At 62.2% G+C, this 14,353-nt stretch carries 19 protein-coding genes and 3 tRNA genes; 15 read left to right on the plus strand and 7 right to left on the minus strand.

Annotation, left to right across the window (positions count from 1 at the left end):
• Positions 1-50: 50 nt before the first annotated feature.
• The 4 genes from NKI35_RS11690 to NKI35_RS11705 all read left to right on the plus strand — a co-directional run bounded on the left by NKI35_RS11690 (position 51) and on the right by NKI35_RS11705 (position 4,063).
• Positions 51-1,085: an extracellular solute-binding protein gene (locus NKI35_RS11690; RefSeq protein WP_352740090.1), complete on the plus strand. Its 1,035-nt coding sequence runs from the start codon at positions 51-53 to the stop codon at positions 1,083-1,085.
• 97 nt (positions 1,086-1,182) lie between these two features.
• On the plus strand, positions 1,183-2,610 hold the full coding sequence (locus tag NKI35_RS11695) for an amidase (RefSeq protein WP_352740092.1): 1,428 nt from the start codon (positions 1,183-1,185) through the stop codon (positions 2,608-2,610).
• A 69-nt stretch (positions 2,611-2,679) separates the two neighbouring features.
• Positions 2,680-3,369, plus strand: a complete 690-nt coding sequence (locus NKI35_RS11700; protein ID WP_023681477.1) for a TetR/AcrR family transcriptional regulator — start codon at positions 2,680-2,682, stop codon at positions 3,367-3,369.
• Positions 3,370-3,511: 142 nt separating this feature from the next.
• Positions 3,512-4,063, plus strand: a complete 552-nt coding sequence (locus NKI35_RS11705) for a DUF2569 family protein (RefSeq protein ID WP_023688401.1) — start codon at positions 3,512-3,514, stop codon at positions 4,061-4,063.
• A 126-nt stretch (positions 4,064-4,189) separates the two neighbouring features.
• On the opposite strand, the gene NKI35_RS11710 is transcribed toward NKI35_RS11705, so the two are convergent.
• A tRNA-Thr gene (locus NKI35_RS11710) sits at positions 4,190-4,265 on the minus strand.
• Positions 4,266-4,459: 194 nt separating this feature from the next.
• Here NKI35_RS11710 and NKI35_RS11715 point away from each other — a divergent pair.
• The 3 genes from NKI35_RS11715 to NKI35_RS11725 all read left to right on the plus strand — a co-directional run bounded on the left by NKI35_RS11715 (position 4,460) and on the right by NKI35_RS11725 (position 5,509).
• Complete coding sequence (locus tag NKI35_RS11715) at positions 4,460-4,591, plus strand: hypothetical protein (RefSeq protein WP_352740094.1); 132 nt, start codon at positions 4,460-4,462, stop codon at positions 4,589-4,591.
• A gap of 146 nt (positions 4,592-4,737) precedes the next feature.
• Positions 4,738-4,935: a hypothetical protein gene (locus tag NKI35_RS11720; RefSeq protein WP_352740096.1), complete on the plus strand. Its 198-nt coding sequence runs from the start codon at positions 4,738-4,740 to the stop codon at positions 4,933-4,935.
• 268 nt (positions 4,936-5,203) lie between these two features.
• Entirely contained in the window at positions 5,204-5,509 is a 306-nt protein-coding gene (locus tag NKI35_RS11725; RefSeq protein ID WP_023738913.1) for a BA14K family protein, read from the plus strand.
• A 76-nt stretch (positions 5,510-5,585) separates the two neighbouring features.
• Here the strand turns inward: NKI35_RS11725 and NKI35_RS11730 are convergent, their stop codons facing one another.
• Both NKI35_RS11730 and bhcR read right to left on the minus strand, forming a co-directional pair.
• On the minus strand, positions 5,586-5,990 hold the full coding sequence (locus NKI35_RS11730) for a hypothetical protein (protein ID WP_352740098.1): 405 nt from the start codon (positions 5,988-5,990) through the stop codon (positions 5,586-5,588).
• Positions 5,990-6,808 (minus strand): HTH-type transcriptional regulator BhcR, encoded by an 819-nt coding sequence (gene bhcR / locus NKI35_RS11735; protein WP_352740100.1) that lies wholly within the window; start codon positions 6,806-6,808, stop codon positions 5,990-5,992. Before bhcR ends, NKI35_RS11730 begins: the two co-directional genes overlap by 1 nt.
• A 199-nt stretch (positions 6,809-7,007) precedes the next feature.
• On the opposite strand from bhcR, the gene gcl reads away from it, so the two are divergent.
• From gcl to NKI35_RS11750, 3 genes are all read left to right on the plus strand, one after another.
• Positions 7,008-8,789 (plus strand): glyoxylate carboligase, encoded by a 1,782-nt coding sequence (gene gcl / locus NKI35_RS11740; RefSeq protein WP_352740118.1) that lies wholly within the window; start codon positions 7,008-7,010, stop codon positions 8,787-8,789.
• A gap of 26 nt (positions 8,790-8,815) precedes the next feature.
• Positions 8,816-9,613 carry a hydroxypyruvate isomerase gene (hyi, locus tag NKI35_RS11745; protein WP_352740102.1) on the plus strand — a complete coding sequence of 266 codons (798 nt, stop codon included), beginning with the start codon at positions 8,816-8,818 and terminating at the stop codon, positions 9,611-9,613.
• 158 nt (positions 9,614-9,771) lie between these two features.
• Positions 9,772-10,656, plus strand: coding sequence for a 2-hydroxy-3-oxopropionate reductase (locus NKI35_RS11750; RefSeq protein WP_352740104.1), 885 nt, complete (start codon positions 9,772-9,774; stop codon positions 10,654-10,656).
• A 48-nt stretch (positions 10,657-10,704) separates the two neighbouring features.
• On the opposite strand, the gene NKI35_RS11755 is transcribed toward NKI35_RS11750, so the two are convergent.
• Complete coding sequence (locus NKI35_RS11755; protein ID WP_352740106.1) at positions 10,705-11,556, minus strand: TrmH family RNA methyltransferase; 852 nt, start codon at positions 11,554-11,556, stop codon at positions 10,705-10,707.
• On the opposite strand from NKI35_RS11755, the gene NKI35_RS11760 reads away from it, so the two are divergent.
• From NKI35_RS11760 to NKI35_RS11775, 4 genes are all read left to right on the plus strand, one after another.
• Entirely contained in the window at positions 11,555-11,788 is a 234-nt protein-coding gene (locus NKI35_RS11760; protein WP_352740108.1) for a hypothetical protein, read from the plus strand. The genes NKI35_RS11755 and NKI35_RS11760 overlap by 2 nt on opposite strands.
• A tRNA-Tyr gene (locus tag NKI35_RS11765) sits at positions 11,767-11,851 on the plus strand. Before NKI35_RS11760 ends, NKI35_RS11765 begins: the two co-directional genes overlap by 22 nt.
• Before the next feature lie 28 nt (positions 11,852-11,879).
• A tRNA-Gly gene (locus NKI35_RS11770) sits at positions 11,880-11,953 on the plus strand.
• Positions 11,954-11,996: 43 nt separating this feature from the next.
• Positions 11,997-12,143 (plus strand): hypothetical protein, encoded by a 147-nt coding sequence (locus NKI35_RS11775; protein ID WP_023738906.1) that lies wholly within the window; start codon positions 11,997-11,999, stop codon positions 12,141-12,143.
• On the opposite strand, the gene NKI35_RS11780 is transcribed toward NKI35_RS11775, so the two are convergent.
• On the minus strand, positions 12,140-12,616 hold the full coding sequence (locus tag NKI35_RS11780) for a YidB family protein (RefSeq protein WP_352740110.1): 477 nt from the start codon (positions 12,614-12,616) through the stop codon (positions 12,140-12,142). The genes NKI35_RS11775 and NKI35_RS11780 overlap by 4 nt on opposite strands.
• A gap of 130 nt (positions 12,617-12,746) precedes the next feature.
• Between NKI35_RS11780 and NKI35_RS11785 the strand changes: the two genes are divergently transcribed.
• Positions 12,747-13,004: a GlsB/YeaQ/YmgE family stress response membrane protein gene (locus tag NKI35_RS11785; RefSeq protein WP_023667446.1), complete on the plus strand. Its 258-nt coding sequence runs from the start codon at positions 12,747-12,749 to the stop codon at positions 13,002-13,004.
• A 63-nt stretch (positions 13,005-13,067) separates the two neighbouring features.
• On the opposite strand, the gene NKI35_RS11790 is transcribed toward NKI35_RS11785, so the two are convergent.
• Both NKI35_RS11790 and NKI35_RS11795 read right to left on the minus strand, forming a co-directional pair.
• Positions 13,068-13,955, minus strand: coding sequence for a DMT family transporter (locus tag NKI35_RS11790; RefSeq protein WP_352497464.1), 888 nt, complete (start codon positions 13,953-13,955; stop codon positions 13,068-13,070).
• Between the two features lie 190 nt (positions 13,956-14,145).
• On the minus strand, positions 14,146-14,353 hold a 208-nt coding region (locus NKI35_RS11795), incomplete at its 5' end, for a hypothetical protein (protein ID WP_352740112.1).

Consider the following 14,353-nt stretch of genomic DNA (forward strand, 5'->3'; position numbering starts at 1 on the left):
TAGGGACTCGAGGCGCAATCCCGCCGGTCCCAACAATGGGAGACACAAGCATGCAGTTGAAATCGACCGCCACGGCGCTCGGCCTGTCGCTGCTGGCGATGACCGGCATTGCCCGCGCCGAGGGCGAACTCCAAATCTACAATTGGGGCAACTACACCAGCCCGGACCTGATCAAGAAGTTCGAGGAAACCTACAAGGTCAAGGTTACCGTCACCGACTACGACTCCAACGATACGGCTCTGGCCAAGGTCCGCCAGGGCGCTTCCGGCTATGACATCGTCGTTCCATCGGCCAGCGTGATGCCGATCTGGATCAGCGAAGGCCTGCTCTTGGAAACCGATCCCAACACGATGGAGAACTTTAGAAACGTCGATCCGAGATGGGTCGACGTGCCGTTCGACCCCGGCCGCAAATATTCGGTGCCGTGGCAATGGGGCACGACCGGCATCTCGGTCAACAAATCGGTCTATGCGGGCGATCCGAACACCTCGGCGATTTTCCTCGATCCGCCGCCGGAACTCGTGGGCAAGATCAATGTCGTGCCCGAAATGGGGGACATCATGTTCCTCGCCATTGCCTATGAGGGCGGTAAGTACTGCACCGACGACAAGGTGCTTTTGAAGAAGGTGCATGACAAGCTCATCGAGGCGAAAGCGAAATGGCTGTCGCTCGACTATGCGGCCGTCGACGGTCTCGGCAGGGGCGACATTGCCGCCGGCGTCAATTGGAACGGCATATCGCTGCGCGAGCGGCTGGAGAACGACAAGATCGTCTACGGCTATCCCAAGGAGGGCTTTCCAATCTGGATGGACAATGTCGCGGTGCTCAAGGATGCCAAGAACGTCGAGAACGCCAAGCTCTTCCAGAATTTCATCATGGACCCGAAGAATGCGGCGATGATCTCGGCCTTCGCGCACTACGCCAACGGCATCAAGGGCTCCGAGCCCTTCCTGCCGGCCGATATGAAGGGCGCGCCCGAAGTGGATGTTCCGGCCGAATTTGCCGACAAGGGCCAATTCATGTCGGCCTGCCCCGCCGACGTCCAGGCGCTCTACACCAGGATCTGGACCGATCTGCAGAAATAGCAGCGCCGCCGGCCGAAGCTGACCAACATCGGGCCGCGCATCGCGGCTCGGCCATCCCCAATGCCAGATGCCGTAAAGCCGCCGCGGGAGATTTTTTATGTCCGATCTCGACCTTTGCTACATGCCGGCCAGCGAGGCGTTGCGGCTGTTCAAGGCGAAGAAACTGTCGCCTGTGGAACTGATGCAGGCCACCATCCGCCGCGCCGAGGCAACCAAGGCGACGATCAACTGCCTCACCTTCACGCATTTCGACGAGGCGATGGATCTCGCCAGAAAAGCCGAGGCGAAATACGCCAAGGGCGCCAGGACCGGCGCGCTCGAGGGCCTGCCGATCGGCATCAAGGATGAGAGTTACATCGAGGGCAAGCCGACATCGCATGGCTCGCTGCTGTCCGGGGACGCCATTGGCGGCCATACCTCGACCATGAACGAGCGTGTCATGAAGGCGGGTGGTATCGTGCACGCCCGCACCGCGACGCCCGAATTCAGCTGCGCCGGCTATACCTGGTCGAAGCGCTGGGGCGTCACGCGCAACCCCTGGAACCCGGATTTCACGCCGGGCGGTTCGTCGGGCGGTTCGGCGGCAACGCTGGCCTCCGGCACGTCGTCGATCGCAACCGGCTCGGACATAGCGGGCTCAATCCGCATCCCTGCCTCGGCCTGCGGCCTGGTCGGTTTCAAGCCGCCTTACGGCCGCAATCCCGATGAGCCGCCGTTCAATCTCGATTTCTACTGCCACACCGGGCCCTTGGCCCGAAACGTCGGGGATGCGATCCTGCTGCAGAACGTCATGGCCGGGCCGAGCCCGCTCGACATCGCCACGCTGCGCCCGAAACTGCGCCTGCCGCTCGACTACAAGCCGATCAAGGGTTGGAAGATCGCCTTCTCCATGGATCTCGGGTCCTTCGAGGTGGATGCGGACGTGCGCAAGAACACGCTCGCTGCCTGCGATGTGTTCCGCTCGCTCGGCGCCACCGTCGAGGAGGTGGACCTCGGCTGGGGCGACGAGGTGCTCAAGGCCGGCATGGCCTATCTCGAACATCTCTTCGGCGCCTCGCTGTCGCCGCTGCTCGCCAAGCACGGCAAGGACATGACCAGCTATGCCAGGCAGTTTGCGCAGGACGGCCAGAAGTCGAAGGCCACGGACTTTGTCGCAACTTTGGACGTGGCGGCCAGGATGTACCAGACGCTGGGGCCGTTGCTGGAAAAATACGATGTGCTGATCTGCCCGACCAATGCGCTTCCCGCAGTGCCGGCGGAATTCGATCAGACGAAAGGCAAGGTCGAGATCAATGGACGAGAGGTGAACCCGTCGCTGGGCTGGGTGATGACGACGCCGTTCAACATGCTGAGCCGCTGCCCGGTTCTGTCGATCCCGTCGGGCCGCGCCGCCAACGGCGTGCCGACAGGCATCCAGATTGTCGGCCGCACCTATAGCGACGCTGACGTGTTCCGGGCGGGTATGGCCTATGAGACGGCTCGTGGTCAGTGGTACACGAATGCCGGGACACGCCCGACGCTGTGAGTCCGCAGGGCGCCGGCATGCCAAGGCAGCGGCGGGATGTTTCGGCCGCCGGGGAAAGGCCTGACGACAATGGCGCAACGCATAGCCACTCCGGATGCGGGAAAAAGCAAGGCGGCCAAGGGTGCGGCGAACGACGCCGCGCCCAAGGACCGCCGGCGCGAGCGCGGCGAAGCGAGCGTCCAGCGCATCATCGACGCCACCATCGAGCTCATCGCGGAGGAGGGGCTGGCCAGCGTCACCATGCAGCGCATTGCCGGGCATGTCGGCTCGTCCAACGCACTGGTGGTCTTTCATTTTCGCAGCAAGGAGAACCTGTTCCGGGCCGTCCTGCAATATCTCAGCGACCAATATGACGCGCTGTGGCTGACGCTGGTGCGGGCGCCCGGCCTGTCGCCGGTCGAGCGGGTCTTGGGCGCGGTCGATTGCGCGCAACGCTTTGCCCGCCAGCATCCGAATTGGGTGTCGGTCTTCGTCGTGTTCTCCAGCGACCGCAAGAGCATGCAGCTCTACAACGAGATAGGCCTGCCCAGCGATCTCGCCTACACGGCCGAAGCGCGCGAACTGCTGATCGAGATTTCGCGCAGCGGCGGTTACACCGGCGTCGACATAGACACGCTGTCGGAGAGCCTGAATTATCTGGTTCACGGCGCCTGGTATTGGGACCATCTCAACCCGTCCAGCCGCGACACCGACGTGCTGCGCAAGACCATGCTGCTCCTGCTGCACCAGGCCTTTCCGCGGCATTTTGACTTGGGGTGAGATGCGGCCATTGCGAGCGACGAAAGCGTCCTCTGCAAACCTAAACCCGAAAATCTCTACGATGCCTTGATCTCTGTAAAAACGCTTGCACAATCCAGAGGTGCGAGCTAAACAACCCAGGGATGCATTCGAGGGTGGGTAAATGTGGCATTGGGCGATACTTCTGTTGCTGATTGGCGTGCCGGTTTTCTTCGCCGTCCGGTCGTCGCGCAAATCCTCACAGAGCCCAGATGACCTCGTGGGGTTCGGCGGCTGGCTGATCCTGCTGGCGATCAGCCTGTCCCTTTCGCCGTTGCGCACACTTGTCGATATGGCCAGTCTGGTCAAAACCTACCAACAGCTTGTTACAGTGCCCAACGGGGCCTTGGCCATCTATGGCGAGGCAGCCCTCAATCTGGCATTTCTGGTGCTTCAGCTGGTCGTGCTTGTTTCGATGCTGCGGCGAAGCCACCGCTTTCCGCAGCTGTTCATATGTCTGTGGTTCGCGATCCCTCTCTTATTCGTACTGGACACAGTTTGGATATCGACTGTGCTTGGTGTCCCGGTAAACCGTTTGCTTGCCGGAGGGGCTCTGGTTACACCTTTGGCATCCTTCATAGTCACAGGGATCTGGGCCGCTTATGTATACAGGTCGGTCAGGGTGAGAAACACGTTCGGCGATACGGCGGCCATACAGGCTGCGACATTTTCCTAGAAGGTCCGACGGCTGCGAGTTGGCCTGATGTCGTGCTGCCAGCTCCGCCGAATAGAACCGTCGGCAGTCCTCCTTCGTCTAACGAGCTTCGAGTGGCCTGCCACCCGAAGCTCGAAGAGCGAAGGGTGGTGCCCCCGGACGGAATCGAACCGCCGACCTTCGGTTTACAAAACCGCTGCTCTACCAGCTGAGCTACAAGGGCACGGCGCTCCGGTTAGCATATTTCGTGCGCCAGTAAAGACAAAACTCCGTTTTCGATCGCTAATGGACCCCGCCGAGGTGGGCGGGCCGCCATGCTGAAAACCGTCAATCCGCTCCCTACATATCTCTCAGGTGCAACCGCATCGAACGGGGTGTCGCCTGATCAGATTTGCCATCATCCTGCCGCTTGTCGTCGTGGCCTGGTTTCTCGTGGTGAAGCTCATCAAGGACGTGAAGAGCGCCAACATCGACTGGACTGGGATCGCCACCATTGTTGGTTTTATCGCGATGGCGTTTTGGCTGCGGCATGTGACTGGGATGGGGTGAGGGGGAATGGTGAATGGTGAATGTGCATGGGCAAACGCCTTTCGGACCATTCACTATTCACTATTCCCCAAAGCCTTCGAACCTTTGACCACGTCACCGCGACTGATCTCCAGAGGCGAATGGTCGCCTCGATCAAGGAGATCATCATGTTGAAGCGCACTCTTACTTCGGGCCTGGTCGCCATCTTCGTCGCCACCGGCGCGCTCGCCGGTACCGTGCAGTCGTCCTCCGCTCACGGCCATCATCACCACCATCATCACAAGCACCACGACAAGCCCTGGTGGTGGTGGAACCATCACCACAAGCATCATCATCACCACGGCAAGGTGATCATCTTCCTTTGAGCGAGACGACCTGCCTCGCGGAAGGGCGGCTTCGGCCGCCCTTTTTTGCGAGCGACGGCGCCACTGATGTGGGCCATCCGGTTAGCGGCAACATGGATTTCAGCGCTGTCGCGCGAAGATTTCGCGAGTGACGAAACGTCGACCGCAGAAAATTCTCTGGTCCGAGAGAAAATTCTTCCAAAAAAACCTCGAACCTTTTTCCTGTTCGCCGCGACTGATGATCAAGAGGCGGATGGATCGCCTCTCGCAACGAAACAAGGAGATCGTCATGTTCACGCGCAAAATCGCTTCTGCCCTCATCGCCAGCACCGTCGCCGCCACCTCGCTGGTCGGCACCGTCCAGCCGTCGGCCGCCCACAGCCATCACCACAACCGCGAAATCGGCATCGGCATCGCCGCCGGCGTCGGCGGGTTCGTCCTCGGCAGCCTGCTCAACCAGCCCCGCACCGTCTATGTCGACGACGAGGGTGGCTCCTGGCACGTCCGCCGCTGCGCCAACCGCTACGCCAGTTACGATCCGTACTCCGACACCTATGTCGGCTATGACGGCTACCGCCACTATTGCCGCCTCTAAGAGGAGGCACCCCAACACGGAAAGGAGGGGCTGTACGCAGCCCCTCCTTCCTGATTTGAGCGCGTCGCAGTGTCAGCTACGGTTTGGAGATCGGCAATCCGACTGCACGGCAGGTACCGGCAACGCTCGCATTCTGCGATTGATCGCCCATGGCGATGAGTTCGAAGCTGCTTCCTTCATCCGGATAGATCTTGGCGGCGAACGGTTGGTCTGTTGTATGACCACCGGACTTCGCGGCGACATGGCCGCAGACCACGATTTCCCGGCGACCGTTGAGCGTCCGCTCGCCGGCGCGCATCGTCCCGAATTTGGCGGACGCAGGATCCTGCAAATGCTGGCGAATGCCGATCGTGATTGTCTCCTCCAAAGCGAGCGAGATCGGAATCTCGTCGGCTTGCTGGGAGACAGGGGCGGGCTCGGGCGCCGTCGCCACGCATCCGCACAGTGAAGCGGCGAGCAAAAGCTGAAGCGTTTTCCGCATTATGACCGGAACCCGCCGATCATCCTCGTCACCTCAGCGGCGGCGTCGTGCACCAGCGGCCCGATCTCGTCCAGCCGCTCCATCGTCACCCGCACCGTCGGTCCGGAGACCGAGACACCGCCGATCGGCTCGCCGAACTCGTTGAAAATGGCGGCGGCCACGCAGCGCATGCCGGGATGCCGCTCCTCGTCGTCGACCGACCAGCCGCGGTGCTTGATGACGGCCAGATCATGGGCGAGCGCCGAAATGTCGGACAGCGTCTTGTCGGTGAAGCGCTGCAGGCCCGACTTGCGCAGGATGGCGGCGACGCGTTCCGGCTCGAGCTGCGCCAGCACCGCCTTGCCGATGCCCGAGGCATGGAAGGAGCTGCGCGTGCCCGGGCGGAAGAAGGCGCGGATCGCCTGATGGGTCTCGACCTGGCTGACGAAAACGACGCAATCGTCCTCGGCGACGCCGAGATTGGCGGTTTCACCGGTCTTCTCCATCAATTCCTGCATGACCACGCGGGCCCGGTCGACAAGCTTGCGGCGGCGCAGGAAGGCGGCACCCATGCGGTAGGTCTCGACGCCGATCGACCACAGCTGGTCCGATGTATCGAACTCGACCATGCCGTGGTTCTGCAGCGTCGTCAGCATGCGGTAGGCGGTGGACGCCGCGAGCTCGCTACGCGCCGAAATCTCGCTCAGCGACAGGCCACTGCCTTCAGCGACGATGGCCAGGATGCGCAAGGCCCGGTCCAGCGACTGTACAGAACCGGCCTCGGACGGACCGTTGAAAGCGCGCGGCCGGCCGCGCTGGCGTTTTTCGCTGGTTTCCATGGCGGCATTGTCGCCGGTTTCGCCGAAATCGCAATGAAAAACTTTTTCACAGATTCTGGTGCCCGGATTCATGAAAAACGGAAAAGCCAGCGAAATCAGTGGACAGGAGCCGTTTTCTAGAAATGAAAAATTATTCTGAAATAATTGAAAAATGAAAACCATACTGGCATTGTCGGTCAACAATTTGCGGAGGCTGGACATGGCCAGGATGCGCGCTGTCGATGCAGCGGTTCTCGTTCTCGAAAAGGAAGGCGTTTCCTGCGGCTTCGGCGTGCCGGGCGCGGCGATCAATCCGTTCTATTCGGCGCTGAAGGCGAGGGGCTCGATCCGCCACATCCTGGCGCGCCATGTCGAGGCGGCCTCGCATATGGCCGAAGGCTACACGAGAGCCAAATCCGGCAATATCGGGCTGTGCATCGGCACCTCGGGCCCGGCCGGCACCGATATGATCACCGGGCTTTATTCGGCGGCGGCGGACTCGATCCCGATCCTGTGCATCACCGGTCAGGCGCCGCGGGCACGGCTCAACAAGGAGGATTTCCAGGCGGTCGATATCGCCGCCATAGCCGCACCCGTCGCCAAATGGGCGGTCACGATCATGGAGCCCTATCTCGTGCCGATGGCGCTGCAGAAGGCGTTTCATCTCATGCGCTCGTCGCGACCGGGCCCGGTGCTCATCGACCTGCCGGTCGATGTGCAACTGGCCGAGATCGAATTCGATATCGATGCCTATGAACCGCTGGTCCCGTTCAAGCCGGCAATGTCGCGCGCCCAGGCCGAAAAGGCCTTGGCGATGCTCAATGCCGCGGAAAAGCCGCTGATCGTCGCCGGCGGCGGCATCATCAACGCCGATGCGTCGGATCTGTTGATCGAATTCGCCGAGATAACGGGCGTGCCGGTCATCCCGACGCTAATGGGCTGGGGCGCGATCCCCGACGACCACCGGCTGATGGCCGGCATGTGCGGGCTGCAGACCTCGCACCGCTACGGCAATGCGACCATGCTGGAAGCCGACTTCGTCTTCGGCATCGGCAATCGCTGGGCCAACCGCCACACCGGTTCGGTCGACGTCTATACCAAGGGCAAGAAATTCATTCATGTCGATATCGAGCCGACGCAGATCGGCCGCGTCTTCGCGCCGGATCTCGGCGTCGTCTCGGATGCCGGCGCGGCGCTGAAGATGCTGCTCGACGTCGCCACAGAGTGGAAGACGGCTGGAAAGCTGCGCGACTGGTCGGGCTGGGCGAAGGAATGCCAAGCCCGAAAGAAGACGATGAAGCGCAAGACGCATTTCGAGCAGGTGCCGCTAAAGCCGCAGCGCGTCTATGAGGAGATGAACAAGGCGTTCGGCCGCGACACCACCTATGTCACCACGATCGGCCTGTCGCAGATCGCCGGGGCGCAGTTCCTGCATGTCTACAAGCCGCGCAACTGGATCAATTGCGGCCAGGCCGGCCCGCTCGGCTGGACGCTGCCGGCAGCGCTTGGCGTGCGCGCCGCCGATCCGGATCGCACCATCGTGGCGCTGTCGGGCGACTACGACTTCCAGTTCATGATCGAGGAACTGGCGGCCGGCGCACAGCACAAACTGCCGTATATCCATGTCGTCGTGAACAATGCCTATCTCGGCCTGATCCGCCAGGCGCAGCGCGGTTTTGCGATGGATTTCGAGGTGAGCCTGGCCTTCGAGAACGTCAACCGCGCCAACGATCCGGAGGCCGGCTACGGCGTTGACCATGTCGCGGTCGCCGAAGCGATGGGCTGCAAGGCGGTTAGGGTGCGCAAACCGGAAGAGTTCGCCGGCGCCTTCAAGGAATCGCAGCGGCTGATGAAGGAATACCAGGTGCCGGTGGTGCTCGAATTCATCCTCGAGCGCGTTACCAACATTTCCATGGGCACGGAAATCGACAAGATCACCGAATTCGAGGACCTTGCCGAAAGCCACGAGGATGCGCCGACGGCTATCGTGTTGCTCGATTAAGCTAGGCGGGAAGAGGGAGAAAAAGAATGCCGCGTTTTTCAGCCAATCTGTCGATGCTCTTTGGCGAGCACGATTTTCTCGACCGCTTCGATGCCGCCGCCGGCGCCGGCTTCAAGGGCGTCGAATATATCGGCCCCTATGATCATGCGCCCGAGATCGTTGCGGCGCGGCTGAAGAAGAACGGCCTGAGCCAGGTGCTGTTCAACCTGCCGGTCGGCGACTGGGGCAAGGGCGAGCGCGGCATCGCGGTGCTACCCGACCGCGTGCCGGAATTCCGGCAAGGCATCGCCAAGGCGATCAGCTATGCCCACGCGCTCGGCTGCGAGCAGGTCAATTGCCTCGCCGGCATCGCGCCGCAGGGCGTGGATCGTTCGGTGCTGGAAAACACCTTTGCCGAGAACCTGGCTTTTGCCGCCGAGAAACTGGAACAGGCCGGCATCCGGCTTTTGATCGAGCCGATCAATACGCGCGACATCCCGGGCTTCTTCCTGAACTATTCGAACCATGCGCTGGCGCTGATCGACCGCGTCGGCTCGAAGAACCTGTTCCTGCAATACGACATCTATCACATGCAGATCATGGAGGGGGATCTCGCCCGTACCATCGAGGCCAACCTCGGCCGCATCGCGCATATCCAGCTTGCGGACAATCCCGGCCGTCACGAGCCGGGGACGGGCGAGATCAATTATCCCTTCCTCTACGAGCATATCGACAGGATCGGCTATTCCGGCTGGGTCGGAGCGGAATACAAACCGAAGGCGGGGACGGAGGCTGGGCTGGGGTGGTTTCGGGAGCTTAACGGGCAGGGGAGTGCCGCGGCTTAGGCGTCGCAGCCCCCTCATCCGGCCCTTCGGGCCACCTTCTCCCCGAGGGGAGAAGAGATCGCCGAGGTTAGCGCCAGCCTCTTCTCCCCAACGGGGAGAAGGTGGCCGCGTAGCGGCCGGATGAGGGGGCGTTTCACACAGTCATTTGGAGAAAAACAATGGAAACCATCGGCTTCATCGGCCTTGGCATTATGGGCGCGCCGATGGCGGGGCATCTCCTGGATGCCGGCTACACCGTCATTGCCAGCGACCACCGCTCGAAGCCGCCGGCCGATCTCGTCGCCAAGGGCTTGAGAAGCATCACCGGCCACGCGGCAGTGGCGAAGGCCGCGGATATCATCATCACCATGGTTCCCGACACCCCGCAGGTAGCCGAGGTGCTGTTCGGCGAGAACGGTGTCGCTTCCGGCCTGAGCAAGGGCAAGCTGGTCATCGACATGAGCTCGATCTCGCCGATCGAGACCAAGGTTTTCGCCAAGAAAATCAACGATCTCGGCTGCGACTATCTTGACGCGCCGGCGTCGGGCGGCGAGGTCGGCGCAAAGGCGGCGTCGCTGACCATCATGGTCGGCGGCGAGGACAAGGCGTTCGAGCGCGCCAAGCCCGTGTTCGAAAAGATGGGCAAGAACATCACGCTTGTCGGCCCGAACGGCGTCGGCCAGACCACCAAGGTTGCCAACCAGATCGTCGTGGCCCTGACCATCGAGGCGGTCGCCGAGGCGCTGGTCTTCGCCGCAAAAGCCGGCGCCGATCCGGCCAGGGTCCGGCAGGCGCTGATGGGCGGGCTGGCGGCATCGCGCATCCTCGAAGTGCATGGCGAGCGCATGATAAAGCGCACCTTCGCGCCGGGCTTCCGCATCGAACTGCACCAGAAGGATCTCAACCTGGCGCTGGAAGGCGCCAAGGCACTCGGTGTCTCGCTGCCCAATACCTCGACGACGCAGCAGCTGTTCAACTCATGCTCGGCGAATGGCGGTGCAAAAGAGGATCACTCAGCGCTGGTTCGTGCGCTGGAGCGGATGGCGGGACATGAAGTGCGGTGAATGGTGAATGGTAAGAACGCTTCCATTCACCATTCACCATTTCACCATTCACTTTCCAAGGAATTTCCGTGCCGCATAAAGGCTCACCGCCGCGGCGTTCGACACGTTGAGCGAGCGGATGGCGCCGGGCATGTCGAGGCGGGCGAGTGTCGTCACCGTCTCGCGCGTCTTCTGGCGCAGGCCCTTGCCTTCGGCGCCAAGCACCAGCGCGATCTTCTCGCCTGAAAAACCCGTTTCGAGTTCGGCCGGCCCGTCCGAATCGAGGCCGATGGTCTGGAAGCCGGCATCGTGCAGCTGTCCCAGCGCGTCGGCCAGGTTCTTCACCTCGATCTGGTCGATATGCTCCAGTGCGCCGGAGGCGGATTTGGCCAGCACGCCGGATTCCTGCGGGCTGTGGCGGGCCGTGGTGATCAGTGCGCCGGCGCCGAAGGCGACCGCCGAGCGCAATATGGCGCCGACATTGTGCGGGTCGGTGACCTGGTCGAGTACCAGCACCAGTTTCGTGTCGCCGAGCGTGTCGAGGCGTTTCGGCTTCAACGGTTCGGCTTCGATCAGCACGCCCTGATGCACGGCATCCGAACCGGTGATCTTGTCGATCTCCTTGGGCTCGACGAGTTCGACCTTGAACGGCAAAGCGGCGAGGTCGGCGATCGCCAGCCGCTCGGCGGCATTGCGCGTCACCAGCATTTTACGGATCTTCCGCCGCGGATTGTCGAGCGCCGCGCGCACCGTATGCAGGCCATAGAGCCTGACCAGCCCGTCGGCGGCGTTTTCGCCCGGCGGCACCGGCTGGCGCGGCCGGAAGGCGGGCGCGCCGCCGGCCTTCTCGTCGCGGTGGGCGCGGCGCAGCTTGGCGTAATGGGTGTCTTTGGCGGTCTTGGGCGTGTTGTCATTGCTCATGGCCGGCTTCTATAGCCGCGTCGCCGGGCTGTGGATACAGGCAGAAAGCCGGCTTGCCGGGCAGGCTGTCAAAATCAGCGCATTTTGCCTTGCGGTGCGGTTGACACCCACTGGCCTTGCCGCCATAAGGCGCTTCGCTGATTTCGGACAAAACCCTGGTTTCGACCTGATCGGCGAGAATGCCTCGTTGCAAGGCTTCGACGGCAGGCTGGAGAGGTGCCCGAGTGGTTAAAGGGGACGGACTGTAAATCCGTTAGCTTAGCTTACGTTGGTTCGAATCCAACCCTCTCCACCACTGCCAGCCCGCGAACCTTGAGGACGATGCGGGTATAGCTCAGTGGTAGAGCAGCAGCCTTCCAAGCTGAATATGCGGGTTCGATTCCCGCTACCCGCTCCAACTTCCCCCATCAAATCTGAGCGAATATGTCCAAGACGTTGCCGTGGGTGATTTTCCGGTTTCCGTCTACACGCCGGTCGATGCAGCGACCGCCGACCGGTTCATGGCTGTGGTGAAGGCGACGCCCGACAACCGCAGAGCGGCGTCGGGCGCGTTTCGGTCCGATGCAGAAGCAGGCGGTGTACCCTAGTTGTTAAACGCCGAAGCAACCTGATGCTGTTGCGGCACCTGTCCGTTCGGCGTCAGTCTGTCGACAATGCCGGGCAGGGCTGTGGACAATTGCTTGAGCAACTCCTGCTCGTCCAGTCCGGTCCTTTGCGCGATCTCTCGAATGACCTGCGGGCCGATCGCCTTGCCCAGATCATTGGCGTTGATCGGCTGGTTCTGTCCGGTGCCGACCCATGAGTCAGCGACATTGCCTTGGCCGGCATTCTTGAGCTTGTCGAGCAGTCCGCCCAGTCCGCCAAGCAGGCCGCCGTCGCCTGAGGCCGTGGTTCCGGTGGGGGCTGGCGTTTGAGGCTGGGAGGGCTCGCCCGTCTCTTCGGCACTCGTCTGTTCGGCGCTTCTGCCGCTCAGCATCTTTCCCACCAGCAGCGCGCCGAGCGCGATCATCAGCGGTTTGGTGATGTTGCCGCCGGGTACGGCGTTGTCAAAGAGTCCCATAGGTCAATCCTCCATAACGGCCAAGCCCGTCCCGCCGGCTACAATGGACCATGCGGGCGGAATTTCAAGTTGGCTTGAGCTTTTGACAATCATGTGACCATGATCGGCGGGCGGGGAATGGAGAGGAAAAATGGGCATTATCAGCTGGATCATCCTCGGCGTCATCGCCGGCTTTATCGGCAGCAAGATCGTCAACAAGACCGGCCAGGGCCTGATCATGGATATCGTGCTCGGCATTGTCGGCGCCATCGTCGGCGGGCTGATCTTCAGCGCCTTCGGCGCCACGGGTGTGACCGGCCTCAACATCTGGAGCCTGATCGTCGCCGTTATCGGCGCGGTGGTCGTGCTGTGGGCCTATCACCAGTTCTCCGGCAAGCGAACGCTTTAGGCGCCAGTCTGCCGACTGGCCGACCGCAGGTCGGCCAAACCTGCTTCGACGCGTTGACTTGGGTCAGGCGACGACGGTCAGCCTGCGTTTGCGTTCATCGAGCGAGACGATGGTCAGCCCGCTCGCGACCACCAGCAGGATGCCGCAGACCGCCAGGGCATTCGGGAACTGCCCGAACACCAGCACGCCTGAGATGACCGCCCAGACGGTGAAGCAGTAGTAGAACGGCGCCACGACGCCGGTCGGACCGACGCGATAGGCCATGAAGATGAAGAAATGGCCGAAGATCAGGAAGAATCCGGCGCCGGCCATGAGCAGCAGGTGCCGGGCTTCCGGCATCACCCAGCGCTCGGAAACGAGATGCGCGGCGCCCGCGCCGATCAGCACCACCACGACGGCGGAAATGGCGACGATCATGCCCGGCACCTCGGCCGCGACCCGCCTGCCGGCAAGATCGCGCGCCGCCGCCAATGCCGCGTTGCCGAGCGCCAGCAACGCATAGACCGAGATGCCCTGCATGGTCGGCTGGGCCACCATGAGCGCACCGACGAAACCGAGCCCGATCAGCGCCATGCGCACGCCGCCGATCCGTTCGCCGAACAGGATGGAGGAGCCGACCAGCATCAAAAGCGGGGTGATCTGCCCGAGCGCGGTCGAATCGGCGATCTGCATGTTGGCCAGCGCCACGACGTAACAGAGGATGGCCGCGAGCTCGAGCAGGTTGCGGCGCAGCACGCGTTTGTCGAAGATCAAAGGGATCTGCCTGCCATAGCCCAGCAGGAACAGCAGCGGCATGCCCCATAGCGTGGCCGCGACCCCGCGCAGGAACAGCACTTCATAGGACGGCAAGCCCGCGGTCGCGAGTTTCATCATCGTGTCGTTGACGAGGTACGACCCCGTCGAAACGATCATGAACAGCGGGCCGCGTATGGAGGTCGGTATGAATTGCATGGGGCAACCAAATCAGACCGCCGCCGTAGCGGCAATGGGCCAGGCGCCGGCTGCACATCCGGCAGGCAAAGGCCAGGACATGGGCGGGACAGGACATGGGCGGGAATAGCAAACAGGTGCTGGAGCCCGCAGCCCCCATTTCATTTCCGCTCGCGCGTTCCTATATCAGCGCCACATCCCCGCAATCGGATCATCGGTTGAGACCGAGTGGACAGCGCACCCGGCCACAAGGCACTTGTGTTTTTCGGCCGTAGTCGCTAATCGCCCCGCATTCGACTGAACTGAAGGTCAAGGCCGTCCAAGGAAAGAGACTATGGCAAAAGGTAAATTCGAGCGTAACAAGCCTCATGTGAACATTGGCACGATTGGCCACGTCGATCATGGCAAGACGTCGCTGA

The sequence above is a fragment of the Mesorhizobium sp. M0676 genome (assembly GCF_040320535.1).
Classification (GTDB): Bacteria; Pseudomonadota; Alphaproteobacteria; order Rhizobiales; family Rhizobiaceae; genus Mesorhizobium.

Excerpts from the sequence above, each read along its gene's own strand:
- NKI35_RS11690 (WP_352740090.1), top strand. The coding sequence starts at position 51 with ATGCAGTTGAAATCGACCGCCACGGCGCTCGGCCTGTCGCTGCTGGCG.
- NKI35_RS11695 (WP_352740092.1), top strand. The coding sequence starts at position 1,183 with ATGTCCGATCTCGACCTTTGCTACATGCCGGCCAGCGAGGCGTTGCGG.
- NKI35_RS11700 (WP_023681477.1), top strand. The coding sequence starts at position 2,680 with ATGGCGCAACGCATAGCCACTCCGGATGCGGGAAAAAGCAAGGCGGCC.
- NKI35_RS11705 (WP_023688401.1), top strand. The coding sequence starts at position 3,512 with ATGTGGCATTGGGCGATACTTCTGTTGCTGATTGGCGTGCCGGTTTTC.
- NKI35_RS11720 (WP_352740096.1), top strand. The coding sequence starts at position 4,738 with ATGTTGAAGCGCACTCTTACTTCGGGCCTGGTCGCCATCTTCGTCGCC.
- NKI35_RS11725 (WP_023738913.1), top strand. The coding sequence starts at position 5,204 with ATGTTCACGCGCAAAATCGCTTCTGCCCTCATCGCCAGCACCGTCGCC.
- NKI35_RS11730 (WP_352740098.1), bottom strand. The coding sequence starts at position 5,990 with ATGCGGAAAACGCTTCAGCTTTTGCTCGCCGCTTCACTGTGCGGATGC.
- bhcR (WP_352740100.1), bottom strand. The coding sequence starts at position 6,808 with ATGGAAACCAGCGAAAAACGCCAGCGCGGCCGGCCGCGCGCTTTCAAC.
- gcl (WP_352740118.1), top strand. The coding sequence starts at position 7,008 with ATGGCCAGGATGCGCGCTGTCGATGCAGCGGTTCTCGTTCTCGAAAAG.
- hyi (WP_352740102.1), top strand. The coding sequence starts at position 8,816 with ATGCCGCGTTTTTCAGCCAATCTGTCGATGCTCTTTGGCGAGCACGAT.
- NKI35_RS11750 (WP_352740104.1), top strand. The coding sequence starts at position 9,772 with ATGGAAACCATCGGCTTCATCGGCCTTGGCATTATGGGCGCGCCGATG.
- NKI35_RS11760 (WP_352740108.1), top strand. The coding sequence starts at position 11,555 with ATGGCCGGCTTCTATAGCCGCGTCGCCGGGCTGTGGATACAGGCAGAA.
- NKI35_RS11755 (WP_352740106.1), bottom strand. The coding sequence starts at position 11,556 with ATGAGCAATGACAACACGCCCAAGACCGCCAAAGACACCCATTACGCC.
- NKI35_RS11780 (WP_352740110.1), bottom strand. The coding sequence starts at position 12,616 with ATGGGACTCTTTGACAACGCCGTACCCGGCGGCAACATCACCAAACCG.
- NKI35_RS11785 (WP_023667446.1), top strand. The coding sequence starts at position 12,747 with ATGGGCATTATCAGCTGGATCATCCTCGGCGTCATCGCCGGCTTTATC.
- NKI35_RS11790 (WP_352497464.1), bottom strand. The coding sequence starts at position 13,955 with ATGCAATTCATACCGACCTCCATACGCGGCCCGCTGTTCATGATCGTT.